We start from the raw sequence: 18813 nt of genomic DNA on the forward strand, positions 1-18813 counted from the left end.
TCTTATTATTTGGGTGTATCGGGTTCTTCGAGGGGTTTGCCTTTGAGGAAGCGGGCGACATCTTCGCGTTTCCACATCGAGAACTCCAGGTTGTTCTGGGGTGGGAAATAGTGGCCGACCGTAAAGAGCATGTTGCCGCTTTCCCAGATGTGTTTGTTCTTGACGAGCGCGGTCAGCACATCTTTCTGGGTGTCAGAGAGGTTATCGATAGTGGTCTCTTTTGAGAATGGGCGGCCCTCCAGGGCCAGGTAGAGTAGATTATCAACCAGCACCACGCTGCTCAAGGCGTCGCAGTGGGCCAGGGCCTTGATCAAGGTCGGGATGACCAGGGGCGCAATCTCGAAGCCGATGGCGCAGAACGCCTGGCTGATACTGGCATCCATATTCACCTCAGCAAAGGGTAGCGAGCGAAACTTCTCCTTGACCTCGGCTGGTTGCTCATAGCCCTCAAGTAAGGTACGCACCACCTCGCGAGGCGTATCTTCCTCGGCCAGCAAGGCATAGGCCAGGGCCGTTGTAATCACCAGGACCGGCTTCTTCTGCTTTTTGAGCAGGTGCATAAAGTAATCGTCGGTCTCCTTAATGCGCGGCATCAACTGGCCCAGCGTCATAATGATGCAAGCGCGCACCGACTGCTTATCCTCCCGCTTCAGGTGTTCTTTAAGGGCCGGAATCACCTCAGCGGAATGTGAGCGGCAGCACGACAGGGTCCAGGCCGCCACCGCCCGCAGTTTGGGCTGATCCGCCTGCAGCAAGTGTATGTAGGTCGGGTAGCCCGCGCTCACCGCCTCGCGGGCCGCCGTCACCCATTTTAGCTCTTCCGCCAGCTTGCTCTGGAACTCCAGGGTAGAGCGCTCCTCAGGGCGGCGATAATGTACATCCAGGTAAGAAGAGCCATGGGCAATCGAGACCAATAAACTCAGCAGCCAGATCTTGTGCGCCACCTGCTCATTTTCGAGTAACTCGCAAAAGAACGGCACAATGGCAGCCGTCGAGCTATACACAGTACCCTGGTGATAGACGCTGCTCCCGAGATGGATGTACGCCTGCTGGCGAATTTCCTTATTCTCAGAGGCAAGATCCTTAATCCAACCAGGCACCTCGCTGGCGTCTCCATAGGCATGTTGGAGTTGCTGCCAGGGGATGGTATCCAGCGTTTCTAACATCGCTACCTGCTCTTCTCTCGTGAAAATCGAGAATTATTTATATGTTCCTATTTTAGGAACATAATCAGTATACGAATGAGCGCGCCTATACATATATGCGCATAGTACGTAGAGCGATAGAATCGGAGATATGTTCTTTATTGTACTCTATCAATGCAATAGCTCCTATCCTGAGAGGAGGGTGCAGTTGAAACGGTATCAGAAAAAACCTCAGGATGTGGCGGCTCCTTGTTACACAATATGATTAACACAGATCAATTCAGTGCCTCTATATACTAAACCTGAAATGCCATACTGTACGTCATTCTATGTTCGGTTATTTCTGCGCTCTGCCTGTCGTACAAGCGGTCATTTTCTTGCCGGGTTGACAAGATTTATAATGAGGAGGAGATGATCAGTGCATGATAGAAGCACCTACTAAATCAGTATGTCCGGGACCAGATGTGGTGGCTGAACATACCATACCCACCAATGAGGTACCTGAGCGACGGCGCGGGTGGCGAGAGCACAAAAAGGCCATCGGGATTCCCTCTTTCTGCTCGGAATTATCCTTTTAGCCGTTATATTCGGGCCACTGCGCTGGGCATCAGGGTTCCAGGGACGACAGGCAACAAGAGGACTATTTGCTGTGCCTGTCAATGCCACAGGTTTTCTACAAGCTCCCGTGTATAATCTGGTCTTTAGTTCGTCTGTCACCGGATTGATCAGCGACATTTATGTCCATTTAGGCCAGACTGTGGTGGCAAATCAACCGCTGGCTCACCTTGGATACAATACCTATGATGCTCAACTTCGTGCTGCTCAGGTTGCGGTAGATGCCGCGCGCAACGAGCTAAATGCCGCCCAGGCGCACGTATTGAATCAGCTTGATTATATCCATGCCCAGGTTGTGCTGGCCCAAACCACGCTTAACGCGGAGTTAAACAATCGGCAGGCCCTGATCCGGCAAGCCAATGCCAATGTCCATTTTGCCCAGGTCACACTGGATAGAGATCAGGCCACACTGGACGCTGTGATCAGGGCCTCGAATGCCGCCATCAAAGTTGCCCGCGATACAGAGCAAAGTGCTATTGCGGCCTGTCAGGCGACGCCAGCAACAAGCGGTACGCCAGCGTCCACAGGCAACAGTGACAATAATAATAGCAACAACAACGACAACAATTCAGATTCATCTGATAACTCGAACTCCTCCTGCATCAAAGCCGCCCAGGATGCATTTCGGGCGGCAGTAGCGACTGCCGATCAGGCTGTCGTAACCGCGCAGGGGACGGTTGCCAAGGATCGGGCGGCGTTACAGCAGGCGCAAGCCAATGCCGATGTAGACCTGACCGCGGTGGCCGGACGCATCAATGAAGCCCGGGCTAGCATTGACGTGGCAAGGCTTAATCCAGATCGCACAAATGCGCTTATTGCCCTGACGTCTGCCGAGTATCTCTATCGAACCTCGCTGGCAGCGCTGTTGGTCATAGAAGAGACGATACAGCTTTTGACATTGCGGGCTCCCCATGCTGGAACCGTGACTGCGATCATTGGAACCATCGGTGGCCAACCGGGTGCGGTGGACAACCTTGTTCCCGCTGGCGGCCTCGAAATTCAAAGTGATCATGGTGGACTTACTTTCATCCAGCTCACGGATACAACGCGTGTAAATCGGATTCAGACCTACGTAGACGAGACCGACATTCAAAAAGTGCGCCTTGACCAGGGGGTCAGCTTCACCCTTAAGGCCTATGGTACTCACAAGTTCTCGGGTCACGTCATTCAGATTGCACCCAATGGTCTCGGCTATCCAGGCACTACGACGAGCGTTAAATACCTCGTCATCGTGCAAGTGGATGATAGTGGTGGTGGTTCCTATGCTTTCTATCACCATATGACAGCCAATGTCACCATCTCAACCTGATATGTATGACATCCTGTATTGCTGTTGTATGCTCTAACGAGCCTGGTTATAAGTCAGGCCAGCCTGACACATAGAGAGTTTTAGAGGAGGTAGTCTGCTTACTCAAGCGGTCTACCTCCTCTGTCTTTTTGTGATATTTGGATTGCCTGTGTTTTTTATGAGGTGGGCAGGATTTTATAGAAGTAGATGGTGCCGTCGAGGGTGCCAGCCGCGCTGAGGGCGTAGCCGGGGATGCGGCCGGCCTCGATATAGCCGATCTTGCGATAGAGCTGCTCGGCTGTGTCGCCCTCACGTGTATCGAGCACGATCAGGGTGCGGCCCCTGGCACGCGCAATCTCTTCAATCGCCTGCATTAAGGTCCGAGCAATCCCGCGCCGGCGCTGGGATTGAAGTACAAAGAGCTTTTGGATTTCCGCCCGGTGCAGTCCATTGGCCCGCGTCGCCAGTGCCAGCTGGACCGAACCGACTATCTGCTCATCATCGCGCGCCACCAGTAGTACCTGCGTGCCCGCAGCCACATCCTGTAGCACCTCACGCCAGTACTGCTGGCCTCCTCCTGTGCCAGTGGTGGCAAGAAGCCGACTGATGCACCACTATCCACCGTATCCTGTAACAAAATGATCAGGCCCGTCAGGATGTTAGATCCATCTTCAGGTTGAATAACGTCAATAGTTAGCGTTCCCATCGGTAGTGCACATTCCTTTTCGAGAATATAGAAAAAATAGCGCAGAATTTGGACATATCGTAACAAAAGTCAGCCTGGTTAGCAAGATAAACTCCACTTTTTCGAGGGAGATTGTATGTGTCTTACTCCCATCATCATAGGGAGCGTGCCGCCCTTGCGCGGGCGGGCGCTCAATACCATTGAGATACGAAGGATTTGAGCTCAGAAACATGGGATTGGAGCCTGCTCTCCCTTTTACCCTTCCAGCACGAAAAATCAACAATAATAACGAATTGCATAGGTTCGGGGCTTGACCCCGATTGCCGCCCCGGTAGGGCGGCCCGGTCTCCTCACCACGAGGTTGCTTGTCTCTGACACCTCGGCCCACGCGGTGTCCAAACACGGACGATGCTTTTGGGCACCGCGTGAAGGAAAGGGTCATACCACGAGGTGCCCCAGCGCTGGGATACGGGGCCGCCCTACCGGGGCGGCAATCGGGGTCAAGCCCCGAACCTATGCGCATCGCCTTTCTTGCTGCCTGGTTGCTCAATGAAAGGTATGGGGGCTTGCCCTCATCCAGGTCGTGCAGAAGCAGTGGAGCTCAGAAACGATGACGTCCATCTTCGCGGAGATCATGAGGATAAGATGCACTCTAAGAAAAAAGGTTACATGTACTGGACGCTAAAGGTTATTTGATGTAGAGTATTATATATTGTTAATAGGTCATGCCTGTTTTTGAATTGAAAATATGCTTATACGTAAATAGAAATCGAGCGTTGCAAACACCTATTCTTAGGAGAGACTGCGGTATTGGCGCGTCTGGATGAAGGAGCATCTTTATGATAGTAAAAGAAGCTGAAGGTGGGCGCAGGCTTGCGCCGTGGCTGGGGGCAGCATTGGGTTCGGCGCTTGGTCTGGGACTGGTGGCGGCGGGTACAGGTGCCCTCTATCAAGCGCTGGCCGAGGCACAGGAGCAGCGGCGTTATCCAGCGCCAGGGAAATTAGTCGCTGTCGGCGGGCACCGTTTGCACTACCTGGACATGGGTCAGGGCGGCCCAACCGTCGTGCTGGACTCTGGTCTGGGCTGCTCGATGCTGGACTGGTGCTATGTGCAGCCGGAGGTTGCTCGCTTCACGCGTGTCTGCGCCTATGATCGTGCGGGCTATGGTTGGAGCGAGCCAGGTCCCTGGCCACGCGACGGTCAGCGCATCGTTGATGAGCTTCTGACCCTGCTCACCCGCGCCAACATCCCGGCTCCCTATGTACTGGTTGGGCACTCCCTGGGTGGCCTGCACATGCAGCTCTTCGCGCGCCAGCATCCCGAGCTGGTTGCTGGAGTCGTCCTGGTGGATGCTTCGCCGTTCAACCAGCGCCAGTCTGTTTCCCGGCCAGCCTGGAGAAAACGGCTACTGCAACAACTGCGCTGGCAGCTCTTTTGCTGGAGCAGTCCACTGCTCGCTCGTTTAGGGGTGGTGCGCATACAGAAACGCCTGCAGCGTCCCAAGGTGGGTCCGACACGCTACACACCTACGGTGCAGCCGATCGCTGAAGCCCAGCGCCTGCGCTCCACTGCCTTTGACTGGACGCTAGGTGAGGCCAGAGCAATCGAGCAGAGCGAGGCCGAAGTGCGTTCCGCTCCTCCCTTTCCGCCGGTGCCCCTGACTGTACTGGCAGCCGCCAATAGCTCGACTGGCGCCCTGCAACAACTCTGGCTCCAACTCCAGACCGAGCAGGCGCTGCTCTCACCCGAGAGCAGCCTGCGCATCATTGAGAAGAGCGGTCACTTTATCCAGATCGACCAGCCAGACAGCGTCATCCAGGCCATCCGTGATATTGTCATGCATGTACGCGCCAATTCTCCTCAACTGGCGGCCTCGGATTAAGTGGTTTGACCGTTGCTTTTGCGCCATTCAAAAGGGGTTTTGTTAGTCGGCGGAGAGCATGATGATGTTTCCGTCGGGGTCTTTGAGCATGGCGAAGTAGACGTTGATGGCGGAGGAGAAGATGGGGGGTTGGTGGCTCGGGTGACCAAGGCCGGTGAGCTCGGCATATCTGGCGTCTACTTCTGTACGGTCCTGCAAGTAGAACTCGAGGATGACGGCCGAGTGGCCCGCTGCTTCGGCTGGAAAGCCGGCGTTGAGAAAGAAGGTCAGGTCGCCTTTCATTTTTACAGCGACGTGCCGCTGTCCCTCGCTTCCAGCGGGAATGTCGAGGCCGAGCCGCCGATAGAATTCCAGGGACTTCTCCATATTTTGAGGTACCAGGCCAAGCATGTAGAGGTTGAGTGCCATGATGGTGTTCCTTTCCGTTCCCTTTTTGCGCTATATAGAGTTCAATACAGCGCGATTATCAATTTCGTGCTTTTATCATACAGGGAGGAAACGGTCATTATCTTGCGGATTCATGCGATTTTGTTATAAATCTGCGCGAATTCCATGTTGCTGGCGAAAGACACGTGGAGTCTGGCCGAGGTAGCGTTTGAAGGCCTGCGTCAGGTGGCTCTGATTGGCAAAACCAGAGGCGAGCGCGACTTGAGCGAGCGGCATATCGGCCTCCTGGAGTAAGTCGCGAGCCCGCTCGATCTGCTGCTGCATCACAAATTGATGTGGGCTTGTCCCGGTGGCCTGGCGGAACAGGCGCGCAAAGTGATAAGGACTAAAACCGGTCTGTTGAGCCAGTACCGCGAGCGAGAGATCCTGGGCCAGGTGCGCCTGAATGTAGTCGCGTACGCGTTTGATTTGCTGCTCGGTTAGCCTGTGCGCCGGTTCCTTAATCGCTTTGGGCGTCGTAGTATAGTGGCGCAAGAAGTGGACGGCGAGCATCTGGGCCGCCGTTTGCGCATAGATCTTGCCGGTCGGAGCGCCCTGCTCCAGTTCATGCCAGAGCGTCAAACCGATCTGCGTCAGGAGCGGGTCCTGAAAGCCAGAACGTGTGACAAGAGAGAGGTGGTCCGGATCATAGCCCGCTACCTCCTCGGCCGTGCGAGCTAGTAACTGCATGCTCAAATGTATGTGGAGGGTCTGCGTAGGCGTGGCGGAAAGCCCTGCCAGCGCACTTCATGGGGGATGTTCACGCCCGGGCGCAGGATTAGATCCTCCTGACGAATATATTGTGTCCGCCAGGAACCGTTGATGGGGCGCTGCTCCATACGCATGGAGCCACCATTGAACAGGATCAATGAAACATCAGACATGGCCGGAGCCATCCAGCCCTCTAATTCCATTGGCTCGTGGAAAGCCTGAGCGACCAACCCATCCCAGCCCGCCTCCTCGCTGGATAGGTAGAGCTGTGGATACGTAAGCATATTATTTAAGGCTTTTCCCAAATCCTGTTGTGGCATGGTACTAACTCGTTCTTGTCGTTGATTTTTCGGGCAGGAAAGGAAGAAGCGGGGACAAGCCCCGCACGTACAGATCGTTATTATTGTTGCATTCGATTGCTGCTTTGGTTCTTGTTAAGAGTATACCATATGGTCAGGGTTCGATGGCGGGTCGGATGGCATGGGGGGGTGTCGCCTCGCGTCCCATCTCGCGTGGATGTTTGCCAGCTTGCCAGTGTTCCCCTCTAAATAGACCAGTTATCCTTGCCCTATTTGACCCAGATCGGCATTTCTTCGTGACCTATGCCAAAATGATGGGCCACCTCATGGAGGACCGTCTTTCTGACCTGCGCGCGGATACGCTCAGGGTCACCATGGCAATAAATCTCAATCGAGCGTTGATAGATGGTGATCCGTTCAGGCAAGAGCGCGTAGTGGCTCCCATAGCTGGCAAGCGGCACACCCTGGTACACTCCCAACAGTATACGCCCCTCGCCCGTGCCTACCCTTTCAAGGGTCTCGGCGTCCGGTTCATCTTCGATCAAGATAGCCAGATTGTCCATATGTTTTTGAAACTCAGCGGGTATGGAGGCGACCGCCTCCTGCACAAGCAGGTCGAAATCGTCAGGGCTCAGACTGGATTTATGGCTGCTCGACTTTTTAGCTGGTGGTCTTTCCCTCCGGTCGCTCGCTTTTCGGTTCTCTACCATAGGTGGAACTTTATTCCGTGCCTTTTGCTTTAGCAAGTACCACAAGCCGACGCAGAAGACGAGTACCAGGCCAGCCGTGACCAGTAGTGCATCGAGGCTATTAATGGCATTGGACAGATAAATATATATAATGAGGAAGATGCAGAAGCACAGGAAGAGGGAATATAGCATCCTCCACAAGGTTTTGAGCCACTTCCTGCTGCTGGTATGCGCTTGCTGGCTTGTCTCATCTTGTTCCGTGGTATTCTTCTCAGATGCAGCCTCATCAGGTTGGTGAGCAGACCCGGTTGTAGTCATAATGTGACTCCTCTCATTTTTTAGAGACCAGTTTCCCCTTCTTATAGAGAGAGACGTAGCTGAACGCATGCTATACAACAACTGTCTTGATTATATCTGTTCAAGAAAGAAGCCATAACAAAAAGAAGCAATAATAAGGAATTGTTGTGTATTCGGGTGGGGCGGAAGAAGCGGAGGCAAGCCCCGCACGTACAAATCCTTATTATTGTTTCTTATTCGGGCGGGGCGGAAGAAGCGGAGGCAAGCCCCGCACGTACAAATCCTTATTATTGTTTCTATTTTAGTTCAAGGATGTGGTGGGCGGCGGGTGTGAAGTAGGGGCGGATGAGCAAGCGCACCTGGGCGATGCCTGCCTGGATGTCCTGTTCGGTGATCTGGTGCTGGGGCTGCGCGTCTGGCAGTAGTCGATCCAGTAGCGGTTGATGATCCAGATGTTGGTGGCCAGCAGCGGGATTTGGGCTGCTTCAATCGTGAGCAGTTCGAGCTGGGCCATGCGTTCGAGCACTCGTTCGATGAAGTCGTGTCCTGGTTGGTCAACTCGACCAGTTGCTGATAGACTTCGCGCTGGGCCGTCGCCCAGTTGATGTGATCGCGGAAGAGGAAGCGATACTCCCACATCAATTGAAAGCCGCGCACCAGCATGCCGCGCAAATTATTGGCCTGACCGAGCTCGTTGAGGTCCTGTTGCTGGTTGGCGCGCACGTTGGCTTGCAATTCAGCAAAGAGGGCCACAATTAAATCATGTTTGGTACGGAAATGATACCAGACGTTGCCTTCACTGATGCCGAGATGCTCTCCTATATGGGCCAGCGTAACATTGGCCTCACCCTGCTCATTGAATAACGTGCGCGCAGCCTCAAGGATGAGATCGCGCGTCTTCTTGCGCCGCTCTCCGCCCTGGCGCCGGGAACGAGAACCAGCTGATGCCTGCATTGCTCCATCTACCTTCTAGCTTAGCTTGACAAATTAGGGGAATCAACCTATAATCTGATTGTGATTAGGGTAAAGAACCTAAAAATATTGCGCTTATGGCTAGTATAGCATATCTCATGCGCCGATGATGACTGAAGTGCGCCTGATCCAATAGAGGAGTCGTGTTTATGGCACAGCATATCGCAGAAAACACTGGTGAGAAGATACCCGGCCTACAATTTCCCGAGAATGGCCGCTTCATGCTTAGCATGAGGCGTGATCCGCTTAGCGCGCTCCAGCGGCTGTTCCAGACTTATGGGGATGTCGCCCATGTGAAGCTGGGCAAACAGGATGCTTACCTGTTGAGTAATCCGGAGGATATTCGGGATGTACTGGTGGTGCGGCAGCAGCAGATGCGTAAGCCGGATGCCCTGCGCCAGCCGGTGGGGGGGAATGGTCTGTTGCGTAGCGAGGGGGAGTTCCATAAACATCAACGGCGCCTGATACAGCCGGCCTTCCATCGCCAGCGGATCGCGAGCTATGCCCAGACCATGGTCGAGTATACCCGGCGCCTCAGTGGTCGCTGGCAGGATGGTATGCAGGTAGATATGGCGCAGGAGATGATGGGCCTGACCCTGGCGATTATTGCGCAGACGATGTTCGGGGCTCAGGTTGAGGATGATACTGAGGCGGTGCGCGAGGCCCTGACCCCGTTGCTGCAAATGGGTGGGGCCAGCCGTTTTAATCCACTGGATATGTTGCTTGAGTATTTGCCGCTGCCGAGCAAGAAGAGGCGCCTTGAGGCCCGAGCCCAGATGGACGCCATTGTGTATCGCATTATCGACGAGCGGCGTGCGTCTGGTGAGGATCGGGAGACCTGCTCTCGATGCTCTTGCTGGCACGCGACGAGGAGGGCGACGGCACCGGCATGGACGATACCCAGTTGCGTGACGAGGTAATGACCCTGTTTGTGGCCGGGCACGAGACAACCGCCAATGCCCTGACCTGGACCTGGTACCTGCTTTCCCAGCATCCCGAGGTCGCGGAAAAGCTGCAGCACGAAGTAGATAGCGTGCTGTCTGGTCGCCTGCCCACCCTTGAAGATGTGTCCCGACTGACCTACACCGAAATGGTCTTGACTGAAGCCATGCGCCTCTATCCACCGGCCTGGACCATTGGTCGTCGCACCGTGGAAGAGTACCGGGTGCGCCAGTACAGCATACCCGCCAACTCGCTACTGATCATGAGCCAGTACGTCGTGCACCACGATCCACGCTGGTATCCCGATCCGTTGCGCTTTGATCCTGAGCGCTGGACACCCGAGGCGCGCGCTGGCCGGCCCAGATACGCCTACTTCCCCTTTGGGGGTGGTCCCCGGCTCTGCATCGGCGAAGCCTTCGCCTGGATGGAAGCCGAGCTGGCCCTGGCCATCCTATCCAACAGTGGCGCGCCCAACTGGTCTCCGGCCACCACGTCCAGACCGAGCCACTGATCACCCTGCGCCCAAAAGGCGGCATGCCCATGGTGCTCCAGCGCCGACGTTAAAAAATAAATTCGTTTTTTCTCATTTTTCGAGCTGAAGCGTCAAAAGCAGGGCCTTTCATTGAGCAACCAGGCAGAAAGAAAAGAGAATCGCATAGGTTCGGCCCTCAGCGGCCGATTGCCACCCCGATAGGGTGGCCCGGTCTCCTCACCACGCGGTTGCTTGTCTCTGAGACCTCGCTCCACGCGGTGCCCAAAAGGATGGTCCGTGTTGGGGCACCGCGTGAAGGAAAGGATCATGCCACGAAGCACCCTATCGCTGGGATACGGGGCCGCCGGGGCGGCAAGCTAGGGCAAGCCTCGCACCTACAGGGCCTAACCTATACCATTCGTTCTTCGTGTTGTTTTTTCGTATGGGAAGGGGAAAAAGAGGGCAGGCTCCCATCCCATGCTTCTGAGCTCAAATTCTTCATATCTCAATGGTATTGGGACAAGCCTCGCACGTACAATTCGTGGTTATGGTTGCCTTTAAAAAAGGCGGGCCATGGCTCGATAGGTGTGCGCTGGTTGCCTCCCTCGGCAATCATGGTAGGGGAGCGAATGCGAAGGGTGTGCTGGCGGTGAGTGTTGTGATGGGCTGGCCTTGCAGGAATTCGATCATGCTCCGGGTGACGCCGGGGACGTGGATCAGCTGGGGCGTGGAGTGGGTGCCACCGTTGACGATGAGGTGCTGGCCATTGGCGAAGCCAGCGCAGACCTCTTCGGCGTTGCTAATTGGAGTGCGACCATCCAGGGTGCCGCTGATGAAGAGTGCCGGGACCTCCGATTGGAAAGGGGCACGGAAAGCGGGTCCTAGATCGGGATTGCCCCAGGCGTCGGCGATGTCGGGCCACGGTAGATCGATGCAGTCCTCAAGCAAGGTGTTGGGGGCCTCCTGGCGGATACGGGCGGCTCGCTCCTCCGATAGGCCAGAGGCACAGTCCATCACAAAGGACATGGCGCTATCCAGCCAGGCCTGGCGGCTCAGGAGTACCTCGCCAGCCAGCCAGGAGAAGTCTCCCTGGGACATGGTGTAGTAGCGAGCCGGCAGCTGGCTGATAAAATCTCGCGTACCAATCCCCTGGGCGGTGATGAGCTGGAGATCGAACTTACCCACGCAGACCTTCACCGGCTCATCCGTTTGCTGATTAAGGACCTCAACCGTCACTGGCTGCGCCTCAAGTCGATCGAGGACCGATTGCATCAGGGTCAGCAGATCAGGAATCCTGGTGTTTAGGCGAGGATCTTGCTGTACGAGCTGGTTAAGCAGCTCCAGGTGGCGTTGGACATTGCCGGGCAACTTGATGGTGTGGTCCAGACCCTCGACCAGCGCGATGATGGCCCGCGAGATATGGGCGCCATGGCGCTTGATCGTGGCCAGGGCCAGGTGCGAACCATAGCTAGCACCATACAGATTGATGCGCTCAACCCCCAACGCCCGGCGCAGATCCTCCACATCGTCCGCGCTCTCCACAGTTGTATAGCCAGAGAGGTCTACTCCCTGTTCCTGCCAGAAGGCGGCCGCGGCCCGGCAGCGTTCCCGCCCGATACGTAACAGCTCGGCCCGCGAGCCCGGCTGGTCGAGGGGGAGGTCCCAGCGCTCCAAACAATCCAGCCGCGGCAGTGACAGACCGGTGCCACGCTGATCCAGCATAATGACATCCCCAACCTCGCGTAGAGCTGCCAGCCACGGCACAAAACCCTCGTAGCGTGTCCCATCGGTCCCGGGGATACCAGGGCCACCGGCCAGAAACACCAGCGGCGGCCCTGGCTGTTTAGCGGTACTTTTAAGACGGATAAACGCCAGCTCAATCGTATTGCTGGCAGGATCGCTACGCTTCTCCGGCACAACCAGGCGCCCCAACTCGGCCGCATAGCGCAGCTTCTCATTCTCGGGACCACTCACAAAGTCTGGCTTGATCACATAAGGAATAAAGCTCAGGCTGCCAGCTGGCAGAACGGATTTGTTCATTGCGTATCCTTACTCAATTATCCTGGACTGGACATGGCGATTATACATATAGGCGTAACAGCTATGGAGAAGTAATGAGGTGCGTTCATGATGATAGGCAAGCAAAGCATGCTCCACAATTATAACATATCGAAAGCGATAATTGTATATGTAATATTGAATGAAGTAAATGTTTTATTCAACATGTTACGTCTCCCATCATCCGGAGACGTCGCATATGTGGAGGATCATGTGTATTGCTTATCCCTTTTCGGATAAGCAATACACATGTGTCGTGAATAGTTTGTTAGCCTTTGAGGCCGGTGGTGCTGATGCCTTCGGTTAGGAGGCGTTGGAATAGCAGGAAGAAGATCAGGATCGGGACGAGCGCCAGCAGCGACATGGCGAAGAGCGACCCGTATTGTGATACTCCGGTGCTATCCAGGAAGGAATTCAGGGCAACCGGGAACGTGAAACTGCTCTGGTTGTTCAGGAAAATCAGCTGGGTGAAGAAGTCTCCCCAGGTCCAGATGAAGGTGAAGATCGCGGTCGTGGCCAGCGCGGGCTTGGCCAGCGGCAAGATGACGCGCCAGAAGAGTTGGATGGGTCCGCAGCCGTCGATCTGGGCCGACTCATCCAGTTCAGGTGGCAGGGCACGGATAAACTGCACGAGCAGGAAGATAAAAAAGGCGTCCGTGGCCAGGAACTTGGGCACGATCAAGGGCAGGAATGTGTTGATCCAGCCGATACTCTTGAAAAGGATGTATTGCGGCACCACGATGGCGTGGTAGGGCAACATAATCGTGCTGAGCATGATGGCGAACCAGAGCGGTTTGAACTTGAAGTTTAGCCGCGCGAACGCATAGGCGACCATCGAGCAGGAAATGACATTACCGATGACGGCGCCGATACATACCAGCAGCGAGTTCCAGAAGAAGGTACTGAACGGTGTGCCCAGAGCCATCCAACCGGTGGTGTAGTTCTTGAGCGTAAATTGTTGCGGCAACAGGCTGGCGTTGCTAAAGATGAGGTTGTTCGGCTTAAATGAAGCGCTCAACATCCACACCAGGGATATAACATCAGTACGGCCCAATAATGAGGATAATGTGCAGCAGCAGCTTAGACCAATTGGCTGGTCGGCGCTCAACTGAATAGCTTTTCATCACTTACCTACCTCTCATCCTGATAGAACACCCAGAGTTTGGATGAACGGAACGCTACAGCCGTAAAGATCGCAATGATGAGCAGGAGTACCCACGCCATCGCCGAGGCATAACCCATGTGGAAGTAGCCAAAGCCCTGCAAATAAATGTAGAGCGTGTAGAACAAGGTGGAATCGTAGGGTCCACCACCGCCATTACTGACGATAAAGGCAGGCGTAAAGGCCTGGAAGGCGCTGATCATCTGCAACACCAGATTGAAGAAGATGATCGGGCTCAGCATCGGTATCGTGATGCTGAAGAAGCGCTTGATGGCACTCGCGCCATCGATATTGGCGGCTTCGTACATCTCCTGCGGAATCTGCTTGAGGCCGGCCAGAAAGATAAGCATAGGCGAGCCAAACTGCCAGATAGCCAGGATAATCAGCGTAAAGAGGGCCGTATTCGGATTGGCCACCCAGCTCCCCAGATTGTGGAAACCGAGCAGTCCCAGGCCCGCATTGATAATCCCGTCCTTGCCAAATATCTGCTGCCACAGAATCGCAATCGTCACACTACCGCCCAGCAGCGACGGAACGTAGTAGATGGAGCGATACAGGGCCAGTCCGCGCAATCCCTTATTCAGGATCATTGCAACGAACAGGGCGAAAATAAGCTTGAGAGGAACCGAGAGCAGCACGTAGATGGCGGTAACCCTGATGGCATCCAAAAAGCGGATGTCGGAGAGCATGGCGCCATAATTCTGCAGACCGATCCAACGTGGAGCCGACAGCAAGTCGTAGCTGGTGAAGGAAAGGTAGAGAGAACCGAGCATCGGCCCGATCGTCAGGGCGATTAAGCCCACAAACCAGGGCAGCATAAAGAGGTAGCCCACCAGGTTCTCTTTGCGCGCCCGGCTGGACGTGATCTTTCTTTTAGGCTGTTTGGATTGCGTCATCGCTGGTGTCTGTTGTGGCTGTATAACACTGCTCATACTTACACACCATCCCTTTCTAGCGCCTTATCTGTCTGTACCACAAACGTGTTGGCCGCATCGGCAACACTCATCTTGCCAAACCCCAGGCCCTGAGCAATCAGAACCAGCAGATCGCTGACCTCGCCCGCACCTGGAGGATCAAGCACCATCTTTGGACGCGTGATCGCGGCCAGCTGATTGGTCATCGTGAGTTGTTGAAGGTCCGCAGGTTTCAGGCCTGGTTTGAGTAGCGCCTGCGCCCTGGCTGAGCCTGGAATGCCACGCTCGATCTTTAACGCCTTGACGATCGTCGGATCATTAAAGATCGCATTAATGAATTTCGTCACTAGAGCGGGATTTTTGGTCGAAGCCGAGGCACTGAGCAGCATTGAAGCTTTGAGATAGTTCCCGGTATCCTTCACACCCGCTGCGGCCGGCGTTGAATACAATCCCAGTTTCGTGGGGTCGCAGCCTGGAAGGCCTGGATCTGATTGGATGTACTGATATTAATGGCAGCTTTTCCCGCCACAATCGTGGTCAGGGCAGGAGTCGCTCCACTATACTGTACCGACAAATCGGGTGGAATGCAGAGGCCAGCACGACGCATATCACTCCAATAGCTAAACCATTCCAGGACATCCTGCTTATTAAAAGCACGCTGCCCATCTGGAGTATATAATTCCTTTCCACGTTGGCGGATAAAGACCTCAAAGGCACCGATATTGCTACTAGCATCATCTGTACCGTAGACGCCCGGACCCGCCGCCTTCACGATCTGCTGCGACACCTGCTTCATCTCATCCCAGGTCCAGTCATTGAACCCGGTTGGTAGCTGGTAGCCAACCTTCTCGAAAAGGGTCGTATTATAGAACATACTGGTGAAGTTTCCCCCAAAGGGGACACCATAAACACGACCGTCTGCCTCACTCCCTTTGAGCAAGGGCTGATTGAAATCGTGTAGATCAATTGTTTGGGGAATGTATTTCGATAGATCGAGCAGCAGCCCCTTACGCACGTATTGATCGATATAGCGCATGTCCATCTGGATGAGATCGGGAGCGCTACCACCGGAGATTTGCGTGGCCAGTTTAGGCCAGTACGAACCGAAGCTCGAAAACCACGTAGAGATCGTGGTATGAGGATTGCTCTGTTCAAATAGCTGAACGGCTTTTGTGGTCAGACCGGCGCGGACAGAAGAACCCCAGAAGGAGAATTGAAGCGAAGAGGCGCTTGCCTGTGCGTCTGATCCACTTCCACAACCTGAGAGACTCAAGGCAGCGATACCAGTCAGGGTACCGGCCCTAGCTTCAAGAAGTCACGTCGACCTAGCATTGTACCTATCATGTCCTGTAACTCCTTCGTTACGTATTCAAATTTACGGAAATAAAAAACTATTCCCCGGGTGTATGGAACACCGAGGGTGAATTTTTGTATTTCTCGAATATACGCGCATTCAAAGCATCATATCTTTGAACGTATATCAGTGCATGGCAGGGTATTTTTGGTATAGGTGATTGAGTGAGATGGGTATTTATTGTTGTTGATCGAGCACAAATACCCCTGGTTTATGGCACAAGTCGAGTGCCAGTGTGAGATTTTGTGGAAAACTCATCTATATTACTACTGAAATACGCTATGAACTCCTTTACAAGAATTGAGTAGTAAAATATAACTACTATAGCCATAGTGTAATGCCTCATCTTTTTTCTGTCAAGGAACATTTGTAACATGCGGAGCCTCTTGCCAGGATATTCAATGAAAGCCAGGAAAAGAGACGTGTACAGGTTCGGCCATAAGTGTCAGGCTGCCCTGGCACCTATGGCCGAACCTGTACGCATCGTGTTTTATTGTTGCTTTAGTTGGTGTTGTATGAAGGTCAGTTTGTCGGGTTGAGGATGCTGCGCAGGCCTGTGATGTGGCCGTTCGAGATATCAAGCGCCAATATCCAGTTGAGTTGTGGGCCACTCTGGGAGATGAGGGCAGGCGCACCGTTCACCTCTTCGATAGCGAGCTGGTGGTTCGCTGGCACCTTGCTCATAAGTGTGATGAACAGCTTTGCAACAAGCTCGCGACCAGAAACTGGATAGGGAGCCGCGTGTACCTTACCACCACCATCGGCCCAGGCGGTTACGTCGCTGGCCAGCAATTCAGTGAGCGTGGTGAGATCGCCGGACTGGCATGCGGCGACAAAAGAGGCCGTGAGTTGACGGTGGATTTCTGGCGCGACCGTCACGCGCTGGTGTTTCTCGCTCACATGCTTTTTTGCGCGATGAAAGAGCTGGCGGCAATTCTGCGGACTCTTCTCAATGATGTCAGCGATCTCGGTAAAGGAGTAGTCAAATATCTCGTGAAGCAGAAAGACAGCGCGCTCCGGGGCGTCAAGGACTCCAGTAGAACGAGAAAGGCCAGGGAGATCGACTCCTGTTGCTCAAGCCTGATGTCTGGCGACTCCTCTGCTAGCGTGGAGGTGAGCAGCGGCTCGGGGAGCCATATCCCGCTGTACTCTTCCCGTTGGACATGGGCCGATTTCAAATAGTTGAGGCAGAGGTTAACGACAATGGTGGTGAGAAACGATTTCAGTGAATGGATGGTGGTGGTATCAGCCTGTTGATAGCGCAGATATGTATCCTGGACCATATCTTCAGCCTGGCTCGCACTCCCGGTCATGCGATACGCGATCGAGAACAGGAGTGGGCGATACTCCTGAAAAGAATCTACTGCGGTATTCACGAAGCTTCTCCTCATTAGGTGTTATGTATCTTTGATAAAGCTATCATAGTTCACCTCAAACTAATCCACAAGTTTTTTTATTGAAACACAGGGTTTTCAAAGTTCCTTTTTGGCGCCTGCGGAGCCGGGTTGGGAGTGTGGAGTGCGTTTGGTGGGCGGCTGCGGCCGCCCACCAAACGCACTCCACACATATAAATAGCCCTGATTGAAGGAGGGAGGATGTCACATTCTCACGGGTCAGTTGTCTCCTTTTTAGAGGTGTTCAGAGAGGTATCTGGGCAGGAATGATATAGAAACAAAAAGGAGAAGATAAATGAACATTTTTGTTACTGGCGCTACACGTGTATTGGGGAAGCAGTTGTGCGACTGCTGATCGAGGCCGGTCATAAAGTCTATGCCCTGAGTCGTTCGGAGGAAAACGCGCTAGTCGTGCGAAGACTGGGCGCGGAACCTGTTACAGTGAATCTTTTTGACGCGGAAGCGCTCACCCGGGTACTGCGTGACATGAAGATCGATGCTATCGTGCACCTGGCAACCAAAATTCCCGCGACCTCGCAGATGGGGAAGGCGGCCGCGTGGCAGGAAAATGATCGCATTCGCCGCGATGGTATGCGCAACCTGGTTGACGCAGCCCTGGCGGTTGGGGTACAGACCGTGATCTATCCCAGCTTCTATTATGTCTATCCTGATAGTGGTGGTCGCTGGATCGATGCATCCTCAACCCCGGTGCAATCCCATGTGACCCAGCAGGCAACCATTGATGCGGAGGCTGAAGTGGCCCGTTTCACGCAAGGACAGCGGCGTGGGATCGTGCTGCGCATGGGCAACCTGTATGGGCCAGAGATACCTTCGGCACTGGAACAATTTCACATGGCGCAAAAAGGTCTGGCGATGTTGCCGGGTCCGCGAGATGCGTACCTGTCCTATATCTGGTTGGAGGACGCCGCTCGCGCCATCGTTATTGCTCTAACCGAGGTCCCGGCCGGCATATACGATATTGTTGATGATGAACCGGCTACCCGTGATGAATTTGCGGCCGCATTAGCGCAAAGCGTCGGGAAAAAACGTCTGTTCCGCATCCCCAACGGCGTCATAAAAATGATGTCGGGGATTGCCTCGGACCTGATAACGCGGAGCCAGCGCGTCTCCAATCGCCGCTTCCGCGAACTGACTACCTGGAAACCTGGCGTACCCAATATACAAAAAGGCTGGCCCCTCATTGCTCAGGCCAGCCGCAGCCCAGAAACGAAAAAGCGAGTGCCAGCCCCAATGTCCCTCATTTAAAACAACCTGAGATTCTATGCAGCGACCTGGACGTGCGGGGCTTGTCGCCGCTTTTAATTTACCAGCTCGAAAAAGCAACAAGAATAACGATCTGTATAGGTTCGGGCTTGTCCCCGATTGCCGCCCTCCGCAGAGCTGGCGGCCCCGTATCCCAGCGCTGGGGTGCCTCATAGCATGACCCTTTCCTTCACGCGGTGCCCAAAAGCAGCGTCCGTATTTGGGCACCGCGTGGTCCGAGGTG

The 18813-nt window shown here is 54.4% G+C and carries 19 protein-coding genes and 2 pseudogenes; 6 read left to right on the forward strand and 15 right to left on the reverse strand.

The window, feature by feature from the left end; translation table 11 throughout:
- Positions 1-5: 5 nt before the first annotated feature.
- Positions 6-1166, reverse strand: coding sequence for a HEAT repeat domain-containing protein (locus EL645_RS24810; protein ID WP_126553204.1), 1161 nt, complete (start codon positions 1164-1166; stop codon positions 6-8).
- A gap of 401 nt (positions 1167-1567) precedes the next feature.
- Between EL645_RS24810 and EL645_RS39550 the strand changes: the two genes are divergently transcribed.
- Positions 1568-1723, forward strand: a complete 156-nt coding sequence (locus EL645_RS39550) for a hypothetical protein (protein WP_161977664.1) — start codon at positions 1568-1570, stop codon at positions 1721-1723.
- A gap of 71 nt (positions 1724-1794) precedes the next feature.
- Complete coding sequence (locus EL645_RS24815; RefSeq protein ID WP_126553206.1) at positions 1795-3069, forward strand: HlyD family secretion protein; 1275 nt, start codon at positions 1795-1797, stop codon at positions 3067-3069.
- A 155-nt stretch (positions 3070-3224) separates the two neighbouring features.
- On the opposite strand, the pseudogene EL645_RS24820 reads toward EL645_RS24815, so the two are convergent.
- Positions 3225-3739, reverse strand: a pseudogene (locus EL645_RS24820) (GNAT family N-acetyltransferase).
- Between the two features lie 833 nt (positions 3740-4572).
- Between EL645_RS24820 and EL645_RS24825 the strand changes: the two are divergent.
- Positions 4573-5616 carry an alpha/beta fold hydrolase gene (locus EL645_RS24825; RefSeq protein ID WP_126553208.1) on the forward strand — a complete coding sequence of 348 codons (1044 nt, stop codon included), beginning with the start codon at positions 4573-4575 and terminating at the stop codon, positions 5614-5616.
- Positions 5617-5658: 42 nt separating this feature from the next.
- Here the strand turns inward: EL645_RS24825 and EL645_RS24830 are convergent, their stop codons facing one another.
- From EL645_RS24830 to EL645_RS45725, 6 genes and pseudogenes are all read right to left on the reverse strand, one after another.
- Positions 5659-6024 carry a VOC family protein gene (locus EL645_RS24830; RefSeq protein WP_126553210.1) on the reverse strand — a complete coding sequence of 122 codons (366 nt, stop codon included), beginning with the start codon at positions 6022-6024 and terminating at the stop codon, positions 5659-5661.
- 123 nt (positions 6025-6147) lie between these two features.
- On the reverse strand, positions 6148-6732 hold the full coding sequence (locus EL645_RS24835; RefSeq protein ID WP_126553212.1) for a helix-turn-helix domain-containing protein: 585 nt from the start codon (positions 6730-6732) through the stop codon (positions 6148-6150).
- Between the two features lie 2 nt (positions 6733-6734).
- A complete protein-coding gene (locus EL645_RS24840) occupies positions 6735-7073 on the reverse strand; it encodes a hypothetical protein (RefSeq protein ID WP_126553214.1) in 339 nt (112 codons plus the stop codon).
- Between the two features lie 248 nt (positions 7074-7321).
- A complete protein-coding gene (locus EL645_RS24845; protein ID WP_126553216.1) occupies positions 7322-8059 on the reverse strand; it encodes a metallopeptidase family protein in 738 nt (245 codons plus the stop codon).
- 280 nt (positions 8060-8339) lie between these two features.
- On the reverse strand, positions 8340-8552 hold the full coding sequence (locus EL645_RS45720; protein ID WP_126553218.1) for a TetR/AcrR family transcriptional regulator: 213 nt from the start codon (positions 8550-8552) through the stop codon (positions 8340-8342).
- Positions 8553-8794: 242 nt separating this feature from the next.
- Positions 8795-8992 (reverse strand): annotated as a pseudogene (locus EL645_RS45725) (TetR/AcrR family transcriptional regulator); the annotation flags it as partial.
- Between the two features lie 167 nt (positions 8993-9159).
- Between EL645_RS45725 and EL645_RS44515 the strand changes: the two are divergent.
- Both EL645_RS44515 and EL645_RS44520 read left to right on the forward strand, forming a co-directional pair.
- Positions 9160-9930, forward strand: coding sequence for a cytochrome P450 (locus EL645_RS44515; protein ID WP_126553220.1), 771 nt, complete (start codon positions 9160-9162; stop codon positions 9928-9930).
- Positions 9900-10463 carry a cytochrome P450 gene (locus EL645_RS44520; protein ID WP_281276361.1) on the forward strand — a complete coding sequence of 188 codons (564 nt, stop codon included), beginning with the start codon at positions 9900-9902 and terminating at the stop codon, positions 10461-10463. The genes EL645_RS44515 and EL645_RS44520 overlap by 31 nt, the downstream gene beginning before the upstream one ends.
- 573 nt (positions 10464-11036) lie before the next feature.
- Here EL645_RS44520 and EL645_RS24870 read toward each other — a convergent pair.
- From EL645_RS24870 to EL645_RS43050, 7 genes are all read right to left on the reverse strand, one after another.
- The gene (locus EL645_RS24870) at positions 11037-12464 is read right to left on the reverse strand and encodes an alpha/beta hydrolase (RefSeq protein ID WP_126553224.1); all 1428 of its coding nucleotides are present in this window, start codon (positions 12462-12464) and stop codon (positions 11037-11039) included.
- 286 nt (positions 12465-12750) lie between these two features.
- Entirely contained in the window at positions 12751-13590 is an 840-nt protein-coding gene (locus tag EL645_RS24875) for a carbohydrate ABC transporter permease (protein ID WP_246035464.1), read from the reverse strand.
- 23 nt (positions 13591-13613) lie between these two features.
- Positions 13614-14576 (reverse strand): carbohydrate ABC transporter permease, encoded by a 963-nt coding sequence (locus tag EL645_RS24880; RefSeq protein WP_126553226.1) that lies wholly within the window; start codon positions 14574-14576, stop codon positions 13614-13616.
- Between the two features lie 2 nt (positions 14577-14578).
- Positions 14579-15007 carry a hypothetical protein gene (locus EL645_RS24885; RefSeq protein WP_126553228.1) on the reverse strand — a complete coding sequence of 143 codons (429 nt, stop codon included), beginning with the start codon at positions 15005-15007 and terminating at the stop codon, positions 14579-14581.
- Positions 14977-15831, reverse strand: coding sequence for an ABC transporter substrate-binding protein (locus tag EL645_RS24890; RefSeq protein WP_161977666.1), 855 nt, complete (start codon positions 15829-15831; stop codon positions 14977-14979). Before EL645_RS24890 ends, EL645_RS24885 begins: the two co-directional genes overlap by 31 nt.
- Before the next feature lie 603 nt (positions 15832-16434).
- Positions 16435-16914, reverse strand: a complete 480-nt coding sequence (locus EL645_RS43045; protein WP_307720588.1) for a sigma factor-like helix-turn-helix DNA-binding protein — start codon at positions 16912-16914, stop codon at positions 16435-16437.
- Positions 16809-17303, reverse strand: a complete 495-nt coding sequence (locus tag EL645_RS43050) for a sigma factor (RefSeq protein ID WP_503827029.1) — start codon at positions 17301-17303, stop codon at positions 16809-16811. The genes EL645_RS43045 and EL645_RS43050 overlap by 106 nt, the downstream gene beginning before the upstream one ends.
- Before the next feature lie 345 nt (positions 17304-17648).
- Between EL645_RS43050 and EL645_RS24900 the strand changes: the two genes are divergently transcribed.
- Positions 17649-18572: an NAD-dependent epimerase/dehydratase family protein gene (locus EL645_RS24900; protein WP_161977667.1), complete on the forward strand. Its 924-nt coding sequence runs from the start codon at positions 17649-17651 to the stop codon at positions 18570-18572.
- The last annotated feature ends 241 nt before the right edge of the window (positions 18573-18813 follow it).

The sequence above is a fragment of the Dictyobacter kobayashii genome, assembly GCF_003967555.1.
GTDB lineage: Bacteria > Chloroflexota > Ktedonobacteria > Ktedonobacterales > Ktedonobacteraceae > Dictyobacter > Dictyobacter kobayashii.